The sequence below is a fragment of the Abditibacteriota bacterium genome (assembly GCA_017552965.1).
GTDB lineage: Bacteria > Armatimonadota > UBA5829 > UBA5829 > UBA5829 > RGIG7931.
This window is the reverse complement of sequence record JAFZNQ010000084.1, coordinates 1-12,766: the sequence shown is the minus strand read 5'-3', so window position 1 is coordinate 12,766 and position 12,766 is coordinate 1. Positions and strand designations below refer to the sequence as shown.

General features: G+C 48.7%; 6 protein-coding genes. 5 read left to right on the top strand and 1 reads right to left on the bottom strand.

What is annotated here, in order from left to right; genetic code table 11:
* A partial coding sequence (locus IK083_07470) for a hypothetical protein (GenBank protein MBR4749390.1) occupies positions 1–298 on the bottom strand: 298 nt, incomplete at its 3' end.
* Positions 299–1,536: 1,238 nt separating this feature from the next.
* Here IK083_07470 and IK083_07465 point away from each other — a divergent pair.
* The 5 genes from IK083_07465 to IK083_07445 all read left to right on the top strand — a co-directional run.
* Positions 1,537–4,977 carry an Eco57I restriction-modification methylase domain-containing protein gene (locus IK083_07465; protein ID MBR4749389.1) on the top strand — a complete coding sequence of 1,147 codons (3,441 nt, stop codon included), beginning with the start codon at positions 1,537–1,539 and terminating at the stop codon, positions 4,975–4,977.
* Positions 4,977–8,396 carry an NgoFVII family restriction endonuclease gene (locus IK083_07460; GenBank protein ID MBR4749388.1) on the top strand — a complete coding sequence of 1,140 codons (3,420 nt, stop codon included), beginning with the start codon at positions 4,977–4,979 and terminating at the stop codon, positions 8,394–8,396. The genes IK083_07465 and IK083_07460 overlap by 1 nt, the downstream gene beginning before the upstream one ends.
* A 161-nt stretch (positions 8,397–8,557) precedes the next feature.
* Positions 8,558–10,585: a DUF3578 domain-containing protein gene (locus IK083_07455; GenBank protein ID MBR4749387.1), complete on the top strand. Its 2,028-nt coding sequence runs from the start codon at positions 8,558–8,560 to the stop codon at positions 10,583–10,585.
* 35 nt (positions 10,586–10,620) lie between these two features.
* Positions 10,621–11,652, top strand: a complete 1,032-nt coding sequence (locus IK083_07450) for a 5-methylcytosine-specific restriction endonuclease system specificity protein McrC (protein ID MBR4749386.1) — start codon at positions 10,621–10,623, stop codon at positions 11,650–11,652.
* A 10-nt stretch (positions 11,653–11,662) separates the two neighbouring features.
* The coding region (locus IK083_07445) for a hypothetical protein (protein ID MBR4749385.1) at positions 11,663–12,766 on the top strand (1,104 nt) is incomplete at its 3' end.

The following is a 12,766-nucleotide window of genomic DNA, read 5'->3' as shown; positions in this document are numbered from 1 at the left end:
CATGGGTCCTTGCGTAGTCATGAAGCATCTCCCACAGGCCCGGAGCGCCCTTCACCATCCCGCGGGGGAATGCGCTGTCGATCCTTTTTGGGGCGATATACTGATGCGCAGAGGGCATAGGCCCCCCGGAGGTCACGGGAGCGCCGTAGGACAAGGGACTGCCGACAGGCCGCTCGGCAACGGGCTCGCTTACGCACGAGACGATCCGGCGCGCGTCGGCATCCTTCTTCGCCATATACAGCCGCAAGCCAATGGCAGCCACGCAGATGATGATGAGTATGGATATCAGCTTGTTCATATCATTTCTCCAAGGACGATGGAAATCCGGTATTATTATAGCACATTTCCGCGAGCCCTCCCTCGTCATCCCGGCCTTGTCCCGTTCAAACACAACGTCACTTCGGCGGTGAGGGCAGGAGGCCCTCACCGGTAAGAAGTCCCCTGTAATAGAACCGCGAGCCACGGCCACGCACAGACCCAACGGGACAAGAGAACGCTTTTTGCACACGCCACAACCCAGCGTCATCCCGGCTCTCCGCCGTCATCCCAGCGGTCGCGACTTGTTCGCGCCCGTTGGAGATCTGTGGGGGCACCGACGGCCGAAGGCCGTTGGGGGGTCCACTCGGCGGAGAAGGACCAAGTGTCGGTTCCCGTCATCCCGGCCTTGTCCCGTTCAATAACAACGTTATCTCGGCGCCTCCGCAGGAGGCGGTAAGAGATCCCCTGTAATAGAACCGCGAGCCCCGTTGATGCAAGAGCCCACCGGGACAGAGGACAAAGCCCCCCGCGTCACCTCGGCGCCGACGATAATTCCCCGCGTCATCTCGGCCCAAATCGCATATGTGTAATGCGTTAGCATTACGCGATTTGGGGTAAGAGATCTACGGTGGGGCCCGTCTGCCGCATTCCTTACTCCGGCTATGCCGGAGGCGGCAGATGGGAGGGGCCGTACAGGGAGGGCAAAGAACAAGCCTTAATCGCTGCTCTGCCTTGTACGGCCCCCCCAATACCTGACGGCATCGGTGCCCCCGTGGATCTCTGAGCGTCCTTGGCAAAGCCAATGGCGCGAGATGACGGCAGAGCGCTCTTCCACGCGGTGGCAGACTGCAGAGCGCCGCCCTCCCGCTATCGGGCGGAGCCTACGTCGGGAAAGGATTTCCTCTCTGCCCACACGTTTGTCCACAGACCTGTGGATAACCTGTGGGCAATAATAAATTACCACCGTAAAGGCGGTAAAATACCACCCCCAATCGGTGGTAAATTACCACCCCTTAAAAATAAAAATTTAAAAGAAAAACTTAAATAAAAGCACCCGCTCCCTCATTTTCAGCCTCTGAGGGCGTGTTCCACACCCCGGACAGCGCTCCCGAAAGCCCGTAATACAGCGTATTGCCGTCGTCTGCCTCGTCTCTCCGAAAATGCTTCCCCGATGACCACCAAAATGCCTCCTGAGGGGCAGAGATTTTTTAGGAAAAATATTGTATTTTGTCCGGAGGCATGTTATAATAAAATATCTAAATATTAAAGGAGGCGCGCATGACCTGCGAATTATTCCTTCATGACATTCTGGAGCTGCAAAAAGCTCCCCATCCCGATAGAGACACACTCATCGAGCTCCTGAGAGGCTTTTTCGAAGAAAAGTTTGACGGTTGCGAAGAGTATTCCACATCTATCCCCGACGACCCAGGAGAAGAGCTGCTCTCCTGCAAATGCGGTGACTGCAATACACTCGTATATGCCATACCCACAGACAAGGCTCTGACCGAGCGCAGCGGCAAAAAGCAGCAATACGAGCAGGCCCGCCGCCTGATGAATGACTACAACTATGACATGGGCATATTTGTATTCTATGATGACGAGTGCCGGTTCCGCATGTCCCTGATATACAAGACCTACAAGGGGAGCAAGGCCAAGGCCAGCAACTTCCGGCGCTTCACCCACTTCGTGTCTCCGGCTATCAACAACATGACATTTAAACTTCAGATGACAGCTGACGAGCTTTGGGGCGATCCTGAAAAGGTGAAGAACGCTTTTTCCGTGGAGAAGGTGAGCAAAGAGTTTTACAACAAAATCGTTGACTGGTACAACAGAGCGGTAGCAGAGTCTGTGTATCCCTTTACAAAATCCAACAAGCCCAAAGAGCAAAAGCAAAAGGAAGCCATTCTGCGGCTGATCACACGCCTCATGTTCGTGTGGTTCATGAAGCAAAAGGGCCTGATCCCCGAGATTCTCTTTGACAGGCACGCTCTTGCGTCTGTGCTCAAAGACTTTGACCCGGAAAGCGGAGACTGCTACTACAACGCTATACTGCAAAACCTGTTTTTCCCCACTCTCTCTACCGAGACAGACAAGAGAACCTTTGGCGATCCGGGTGAATACTACAACCCTCTCTACGGCGACCACTTCAAATACAGATATAAAAAGATGTTCATAGATCCCGGCCACGCTCTGAAAGAGCTTTTTGGCGCGATACCCTATGTCAACGGCGGTCTCTTTGACTGTCAGGACATTGTCTATCAGGACAAAGATGTAAAAATAGAAGTCAACGGCAAGACCGTCACTTTTAAGGGCAGCAGAACGGCCCGCAGGAATAATAACAAGCCCCTGGAATACCGCAGCGACTGCTTCTCTGACTACAAATACAGAGACAGTGAAAAGCGCGCCCGGGTGCCCAACAGCCTCTTCTTCGGCGTCAGGGACCACCACAGCATCATAGAAGAAATAAAATCGGAAGGCATTCTGGATATATTCGCCCGGTACAACTTCACAGTGGATGAAAACACTACCTCCGACCAGGATATAGCTCTGGACCCCGAGATGCTGGGCAAAATATTTGAAAATTTGCTGGCAGCAGAAATCAATCCGGAAACCCAGGAGTCTGCGCGTAAATCATCCGGGAGCTATTATACCCGGCGTGAGATCGTGGACTTTATGGTGGATGAAGCTCTGAAAGACTATCTTGCCGGTAAGACAGGTTGTTCGCCTGACGACCTGTGTCATCTGTTTGAGGAAGACGCTCTGCCGGCGGAGCTGGCTGGCAAAGCCTATGAAATAGCCGAAGCTCTCATGTCTGTGCGCATATTTGACCCCGCCTGCGGCTCCGGAGCCTTTCCTATGGGCGCTCTCCACAGGATAATCCGCCTGCTGGAGATAGTCGATCCTCTGGAGCGCGAAGGAACAGACTTTGTGTCGGAAGAGGAAACTCCCTTCCGGCGCAAGCTGGGTATCATCAAAAACTGCATCTACGGCGCAGACATCCAGCCCATAGCGGCAGAGATCACCATGCTCAGGTGCTTCCTTTCCCTACTCATAGAACAGCAGCCTGATCCGGACAAAGACAACTATGGCATAGAGCCCTTGCCATCACTGGACTTCAAATTTATGCAGGGCAACAGCCTGATATACAACATCGAAGGGAAGAACTTTGGCTTCAGTATGGATACGAGCCTGCTGTTTAATGATGGTGAGGACAAGTTTTACAAGGATCTCAAGCTGCTGGAAGCCCTGAAGGACAAGTATTACAGTGACATCACCCCCGATATCAAAAAGACTGTGAAGAGGGCTATCTTCACCCTGGCAGACCGGATCGCCGGCATCCCTGTTGAAGATCCTGACCAGCCCCGGAATTACATGCTCTACTCCATATTCTTTTCCGAGGTAAAGGGCGGCTTTGACATTATAATTGGCAATCCGCCTTATATCCAGCTGCAAAAAGACGGCAGTAGGTTGGGAGACCTGTATAAGCCGTATAACTACAAGACCTTTGACAGAATGGGAGACATATACTGCCTGTTTTACGAGCTGGGCTTCAGCAACCAGAGCAATCTGCTGAAGCCTGGCGGGACTCTGTGTTACATAACATCAAAAAAGTGGATGAAACAAGCATTCGGCGAAAAGCTGCGCACCGAGCTGGCTCAAAACACAGACCCTCGTTTGCTCATAGACCTGGGCCCCGGTCAGTTTGAGAATGCGACGGTGGATACCAATATACTGCTCTATAACAAGAGTGAAAACACCGGCCGCTGCAGATCGTTGATACTAAAGCAGGATGTATTGTATTTGCGTCAGGAAACGGAAAAGGCTATTGCATGCGCGTTTAACAGTTCCAACAGCTGGGTGATACTCTCTCCCATAGAGCAGAGTATCAAAGCCAAAATAGAAGCAAAGGGTACGCCGCTGAAAGAATGGAATGTGAGCATCAATAGAGGCATATTGACCGGCTATAACGAGGCATTTGTTATAAATGGAGCTACCAAAGACAGGCTCATACGGGAAGATCCCAGATCCGCCGAGATCATCAAACCTCTGCTGCAGGGTCGGGATATGTTTCGATACCGGGCTGACTTTTCGGACAAGTGGCTGATATGTACTTTTCCCGCAAGGAATTATAACATTGACAATTATCCAGCTGTAAAAAAACATCTCTTGAGTTTTGGCAAGGAAAGGCTGGAACAAAGCGGCAAGAAGAATATCGAGGTCAACGGCGAGAGGTGCAATGCCCGAAAAAAGACAAACAACAAATGGTTTGAGGTTCAAGATTCTATTGCCTACTGGCAGGACTTCGAAAAAGAAAAAATCATATGGGGTCAGCTTTCAGACAAGCCTAAGTTTATCGTTGATGCTGATAAGCATTATTATATCGGAGATTCTGCGTTTTATATGATCATAGATACTTGTGTAAAGTATATGGCTTGTTTCCTTAATTCAAAGGTTTCAGAATACTATTTCTCTAAAGACGCTCCATCGTCCGGTCAGGGAACAACACAGTGGAAAAAGTACAAAATCATTGAGCTTCCCGTTCCCAAGATCACCAAGGAACAGGCTGAACATTTTGATGATCTCTATGATAAAGCAGAAGCCGCCGGCCAAGACACAACCTTGCTTGAACAGGCGGAAGCCGAGATCAACAAGGCGGTTTACGGTCTGTTTGACTTTACCGAGGAAGAGATAGAGTTTATCGAAAGGAGCGTCAAATAATGGCAAATATCTATATCAACGACCCCGAAAAAAACGAATATCTGGTTGACCGGATAAGGGAAGTAATACGGGACTCAGTGGAAATGAGATTCTTGGTGGGCTACTTCTATTTTTCAGGCATACAGGAGCTGATGGAGTCGCTCAGGGCCAAGGCCGGGGCCGGGGAGCCCATAGACCTGAGGATCCTGGTGGGCATGGACACGGAGGAGCAGATCAGGGAACAGTCCCGCCGGGTGGTGGAGGCAGAGCCTGACGGCAAAGTCTCGAAGGCCGATAATATAGAGAATTATATCAGCTCGCTGCATAGCTTCCTGCGATCCGATGAGAATGACAGCCGGGAGTTCGGCGAAGACCTGCGGTTTTACCTCGGCCTCCTTGCCGACGGCAGGATCAAGATACGCAAGACCCGGGAGCCCAATCATGGAAAGCTGTATCTCTTTAAATTAAATAACAGCGCTCACTCTTTTATCATCACCGGTTCCAGCAACCTGACTATGTCGGGCCTGAAGGGCAATCAGGAATTCAACGTAGGTATCAATGATGATCAGGGGTACAGCCTGTCAAAAGAATACTTTGACAGGCTGTGGGATCGGTCGATACCTATCACAGAGGATGAAGGAGTGAGGGAGAGAGTCATCAAGGTGCTGGAGACCAACAGCCCCGCGGTGAGCCAGGATCCCTTTACCGCCTTAACAGCCGTTCTCAGAGCGTACGTGGAAGCCAATACCTATGACGGCAACGAAGACAGGACCGATTTGCTCCCAGAGGGTTATACCGACTACGCATATCAGAGAGACGCGGTCAACCAGGCGATCAGCATCATCAAAGAACGGGGCGGCGTCATACTGGCAGACGTGGTAGGTCTGGGCAAGACAGTCATAGCCAGCCGCATCATCAACGCCCTGGGCGCCAAAAACAAGACAGTCATCATCTGTCCTCCTGGCCTCAGGGGCGACTCCACCTCCGGCGGCTGGGAGACCTATATGGCTGAGTTCCGGACAGGCGCTCATGTGTTTTCCAGGGGCAAGCTGGACGCTGCGCTGGAGCACTGCAACACCTATGACCCCGAGCTCATTATCATAGACGAGGCCCACAGCTTCCGCAACATGAAGACAGGTACCTATGACATGATAAAGCAGATCTGCGCGGAAAGAAAGGTGATACTCCTTACCGCCACTCCTCTCAACAACTCCCCTCTGGATCTGCTGGCTCTCTTGGGGCTCTTTATGAACACCAAGGATCCCCAGGTCAATCTGAAGGGCCTGGACAGCGCCCTCACCGAGGCGGCCAGGCTCCAAAAATACGCCGGATTCATCAAAAGCCAGCTCCGCAGCTCCGACGCAGCCGTAAGGCGGCAGGGGAGAGCTGCTTTCAGGGCATGGGCAGAGAAGCTGTTTATCCCTGTCACTCCCGATGTGTCCGACGACGATATGGTGAAGCATTTGACACGAGTTGTGAATGCCATGTTCAAAAGGGTGCGGGGCCTCATAGCCCCTGTGGTCATCCGCCGCAACCGCAAGGATCTCGATCTTGACAACGAGTATAAAAAGGATCTGCCTCCTATGCCAAAGGTGGTCCCGCCCATAGAAAAGGCATACGGGCTCACGCCGGAGCAGAATGCCTTTTATGACAAGGTGCTAAAGTTTTTTGACAACGAAGGTGATAATGACGCGAACGGGAACAGTGATGATGTGTTTTCCGGCGCTATTTATATGCCCTTCCGTTTTGGATCAGTCAAAGGGGAGCGGTCTGACGAAGACGCTCAGTTTGAATCGGTATACCAGACTCAGCTGCGCAATCATATGAAGCGGCTGGTGGTCAAGAGGCTGGAGAGCAGCTTCGGCGCATTTGTGCAGACACTCGAAAATTTTGTCGAGTATTACAGACTTGCAAGGGATTTTGTTGAGGCAACCGGGACCTTTGTTATGGGCAAGGAACTGGTGCGGGCTCTGGACGGGATGGACCCCGAAAGCGACGAGTTCTCATCAACTCTCACAGAGTATTGGAATACAGGCAGAGGAAGAGGCAAGGATCAGGACAGCAATACATATGAGTTTTCCGAATCTTGCAAGGAAGAATTCCTCAATGCTATTAAGGGAGACATACGGTGCTTTACTGAGTTCATCGGACGCGCAAAGGAACTCCGACTGGAGGAAGACGACCCCAAGTTCGACACTGTTTGCCGGGAGATGGCCAAGATTTTGAAAATTCGCAAGCATGGCGAGCCGGTGCGCAAGATAATACTTTTCACCGAATATATGGACACGGTCAAGCACTTGAAGAAGCGGTTTGACAGCGAGGACCTGGCGCTGCTGGGAGTGGATCCTAAGAGAATCCTGTGCATTGACGGGGATATCACCGACAGTCTGAGGGCCACTATCCGGGCCAATTTTGAGAACTTGAAGGAGTCGGAGAGGAAAAACGACTATGACGTCATCATAGCCACCGACCGCCTGTCAGAGGGTTTCAACCTGCCTATGGCCGGGGCCGTCATCAACTATGACATCCCCTGGAATCCGGTGCGGGTGATCCAGAGAGTGGGACGTATCAACCGTATAGGCAGCAAGATCTTTGACGAGCTGTATATATACAACTTCTTCCCCGGTCCCAAGGCGGAAGAAGCGGGGCTGGATATAGAGAGCATAGCCAAGGGCAAGCTGGCCATGATCCACGGTATTTTGGGCGAAGACGCCCAGATACTCTCCGAGGAGGAAGAGCCTACTGCATCAAATCTGTTCAAAAAGGTCAACAGTCTGCCGGAGGAAGAGGAGAGCTTTATCACCAAAGTCCGCAACAGATTAGACGATATACGGACAGAGCGCCCGGAGGTGTACGAGGCTGCGGGACTGCTCTCCAACAATATCAAGACCAGCAAAAAGGCCAAAGAGACAGAAAACATATTCTTTGCCCGCAGAGGCCGCAATATCTACGTGGTGGAAAACCAGCCGGGAACCAACAAGCTGAATGAGACCAGCCTGGAAGATGCCTATGACCGTATAGCGTGTGACTATGGAGAGCCGCGGCTGGATCTGCCGTGGGACTTCTGGGACAACTACAAGGACCTGAAGCAGCAGATCGTCAACGGCAAGCTCAAAGGTTCTGAGGGCGGCCTGCAGGGCAACGAAAACAAAGCCCGCAACATACTCAAGACGATCCAGTCCGACCCTGCCTTTGAGAGCGAAAAGGACCTCATCGACGCCATGATCAACGATCTTCAGAACTACGGGACCAATCTGACTGCCAGCTTTTGCAAAGACATAGCGGCACGGGAAAACAAGCCGCAGGAGCTGCTGCAGCTTATCAGGGACAGGTTCCCCAATGAGGCCCAGAAACGCCGGTATATAGCAAATACACGTCGACAGAGAAGAACCGGAGGTATCGAGCTGATGATCACCTTTGCCAACAGAAAAGTGGAGTAGTGGAGGAAAAGAAAATGCATTATTATATCATGGTTTGCAGCAGGAATATCTGGGGCTAAACCAAACAGGAAGTCTGCCTATGAAAGCAGATAAGAATGCCACGAATAATATAAAGTTCAAATACTAATAAGAAATAGACTGTTGTAATAGCAGAGGTGAATATGACTGAACTGAGACCAATATTGGAGCATTTCGTCAAAGGATATGGTGATGCGAAGAATACCAAGGATATTGAATACAAGAGGTATATAGAAGAAAACCTGCCAAAGGCGCTTTACGAAACGACGGGTCTTAGCCGCGATCAATATAAGATCAAGGCAACTCTTGCTGTTGGAGGCTGGAGCGATACTCCTTTTGTCTCTATTTTTGATGATGCAGTAACAGATACGACTGTACGAGGTGTGTATGTCGTGTATATGCTGTCAAAAGATACCGACAGACTGTATCTGGCTTTAGTTCAAGGGATCAAGGATGTTAAGCGCCAAATTGGCAAGAGAATAACTGCGGTATTAAGGGATAATGCCAATAATATACGAAAGTCTATTGGTATTCGTGATTTTCGCTATGATCCCCCGATGGATCTGGCTCTTGATGATGACAAGAGAAAGAAATACAAGGCCGGAACCATTTGCTACAAGGAATATCATAAGAACAGCCTTCCTTCGGAAGAAGAACTGGTCAAAGACCTGAAAATTGCTCTGGAGATATATAATGATTATGCTGTGATGTATAATGGTAAACCAAAGACAATACCAGAATTGATCCCCGATATTGACAAAGGCAGCTATGTGAATGGATCTCCCTCTAATGGTAATAATGGGGTTTGCCGTTATTGGCTGTATTCGCCCGGTGAGAATGCTAATAAGTGGGAAGAGTTTTTTTCGGCAGGTATAATGGGACTTGCCCTTGAGGATCTGGGATTAGAGAACCTGGGGGCGTACGGCAGTCCTCAGGAGATATCCAACAAGATATTCAGGGCTATAGGCGAATATAAGAAAACTACCGCCAAAGCTGCCTGGAAGTTTGCAACTGAAATGAAGCCAGGCGATGTGGTGTATGTGAAGAAAGGCCGTTTTCATTTGCTGGGCTGTGGCGTTGTGAAGTCTGATTATGTGTATGATCCTACCAGGGAAGACTACAAGCATATACACAAGGTTGTATGGGCAAATACTGCTGAATTTGATTATCCAGGACAAGCTCCCATGCAGGCTTTGAATGATATAAGCAGCAAAAATGAACTTGTGACTAAGTTGAAGACCTTGTATCCAATGGCGAGTCATATCATAATCAACGATCGGAACAATTATTCCCAGCTCGATTTCCTCGGCGAAGTCTATATGAGTGCGGATAGTTTTGATCGTTTGAAGGCCCTTGTCGAATACAAGAAAAATGTCATTTTGCAGGGACCTCCGGGTGTGGGCAAGACCTTTGCCGCCAAGCGTCTGGCCTGGGCTTTGGCCGGCACAAAAGATGATAGCCGGGTGAAGATGATCCAATTCCACCAGAGCTATTCGTATGAAGACTTTATCATGGGTTTCCGACCGAAGGCGTCGAGCGAAGGCTTTGAGCTCACAAAAGGGGTGTTCTATGAATTCTGTAAAAATGCTGAAAAAGACCCTGGTAATAAATACTTCTTTATCATAGACGAGATCAACCGTGGCAACATGAGCAAGATACTCGGCGAGCTCTTTATGCTCATTGAGAGCGATAAACGCGGGAAGGAATATGCGCTTCAGCTGGTATATCAGAAGAATACCCAAAATGCTGAATCATTTTTTGTGCCCGAGAACGTGTATATTATAGGCCTGATGAATACTGCCGACCGCAGCCTGGCCATGCTTGACTACGCCCTCAGGAGAAGGTTTGCCTTTTACGAACTGACTCCTGCTTTTGGCAGTGATGGATTTAAGAAATACCAGGCTGATCTTTCAAACGAAAAGTTTGATGAGCTTGTAAAGAGAATAATAAAGCTAAACGAGACTATCACATATACTTTGGGTAAGGGCTTTTGCATAGGACACAGTTTTCTCTGTGATCTCAAAAAATATACAGATAGCAACCCCTATTTTGCCAATACTCTGAAAAATATCGTAGAATACGAATTATGCCCGCTCTTGGAGGAATACTGGTTTGACAGTCCTGATAAGGTAAAAGAAGAGTCAGAGAAGCTGAAGGAAGCCGTGAAGTGATCAATACTCGAATAAACATACAAAATGTTTATTACATGCTTGCCTATGCATTTGATGAACTGAATAAAAAGGACTATCAGATCTTAGGAACAGAGCCATTTAAAAACCACGCGGATCTATGCGCCGAGCTGATTTCTATCAGCGTGACGAGTCTATTGCGCCGCGGACTTGGCAGAGACTATATCGTGTACTCCGAGCCACTATCGATCTTGCGGGGGCGCATAGACATTTCGGAGTCTATACAGACAAGGAGCTTGTTTAAAAGGCGGTTAGTTTGCGTGTATGACGAGTTTTCAGTAAACTCTTATATGAACTGCATCATCAAGACTGCTATTCTGTGGCTGCTTCGCAAGGGAGTGAATGTTGAAGAAAAACGAAAGAAGAGACTGCGCGATCTACTGTTTTTCTTTAATGAAGCAGAAGAGCTTGATGTCAGCACAATCAATTGGAGACTCCAATACAATCGCAACAACAAGATCTACGAGCTGATCATTTTCTTTTGCGGTCTGGTTTTGAGGGATTTGCTCCAGAAACAAGGGGACGGTTCTGCCTATCTGGAAGATTATTTCGGACAAAAGCAGCTATTCCGACTTTACGAGAAGTTTATTCTGAACTATTATGCCAAAGAATACAGGGATCAAGGGATCACAGCCAGATCGCCCAGAATAAAATGGGTTCTTGACGACGAAGATGACACAAAACTGCTTCCCAGCATGCAGTCTGATATAGTGCTTAGCAAGGGCAACAAGATACTTATTATCGACGCCAAGTTTTACTATTCTATTCTGTTGTCGAACATAGGCGGCCAAAAGATACGCTCTGCTCATCTGTACCAGATTTTTACATATGTAAAAAATAAGGCATACGAAAGTGCTGATTACGATGTGTCCGGAATGCTGCTGTATGCCAAGACCGACGAGCAAATACTGCCTGATGAATCGTATAACATGAGTGGCAACAGTATAGCCGTAAAGACTCTGGATCTGAATTGTAATTTCTTAGAAATAAAAAAGCAGCTGGAAGCCATTGCCGAGAAGTATTTCGGATCATTGGTGGTGCAGGGATAGGGAGAATGAAATGAGCAAAGATAATCTGTTTGACTGGGTAACTTTTTACAAAGAACTGGCCGGCAAATTGCTGGACTTTAAATACAACAGGATGGTGCTGACAGATAAGATCAGGCTGTATTGTGAATCCCAAAACGTGGATATCCATCTTTTGGAGATAGACGGTCGGTTTGCGGATATCGATCCTTTTACGGTATTCGGACTGTTTAACCGTAAGATAGACAAGGATGCAAGAGCCAAGAGTTGTATTTGCATAAAAGAGCTGTTTGGTATCGAAGCGCCTGCTCCGACTGATTTTGACACCATTCCGGACGGGTTCGGCTGGATCACAAAGTATTATAACAGCGCAGACGATATATATATTATGTGGGATCTCTATGAGATCGCGCTGGAGTACTCTGCCGACCCGAACCCCGGCAACCGCGCAGCTTTTGCGGATATCTTTGACAGGGCCATGGCTATAAAGGGCAACGGCAAAGGCACGATCACTCCCGGGCTGTTCTGGATAGCCCCCGATTCATTCTTGGCCCTGAACAATATGACTGTGTCATATATCTACGATTCTTTGGTGTTGCCTGGAGATTTGGTAGGTTCACTGCCTGATGAACAAATAGTCAGCAAAAGCAAAGTCAAGTCGGGAATATACCTGGATTTAATGGACAAGCTGCGTGACTACTTCCATAACGAAGAGAGCATTATAAAAAGCTTCAAAGATCTGAATATCGAAGCCTGGTGCTTCGCAGAGGGTATGCCGTCTCTAGTTTTTTATGATGAAGGTAAGGAAATAGTCAAGATCACGATGGAGAGTGGCTCAGGCTATTTTGCAGAAGAATACTACGAAGACAGTCTTACCATTACAGCAGATTCTATAAACTACAAGTATAACCCTTTGCATGAAAGCGAATACCACAAGCCCTATAAATGGGCGTACAAATCACGCAGCGCTGCCTTCAAAGAGTGCTTTGAAAAAGCTGCAATAGCTGTGAGACTTATCTTGAGAACGGCTGGCTGTTTTGCTAATGATGCAGGAACACTGTCTTTTATCGTAAAGTACGATGACAACTCAACGCGGGAAAGAACCTTTTGTGGCAAATTTGATTTTGGCGAATTCTTT

Coding starts and splice junctions, on each gene's coding strand:
- IK083_07465 (MBR4749389.1), top strand. CDS start 1,537: ATGACCTGCGAATTATTCCTTCATGACATTCTGGAGCTGCAAAAAGCT.
- IK083_07460 (MBR4749388.1), top strand. CDS start 4,977: ATGGCAAATATCTATATCAACGACCCCGAAAAAAACGAATATCTGGTT.
- IK083_07455 (MBR4749387.1), top strand. CDS start 8,558: ATGACTGAACTGAGACCAATATTGGAGCATTTCGTCAAAGGATATGGT.
- IK083_07450 (MBR4749386.1), top strand. CDS start 10,621: ATGCTTGCCTATGCATTTGATGAACTGAATAAAAAGGACTATCAGATC.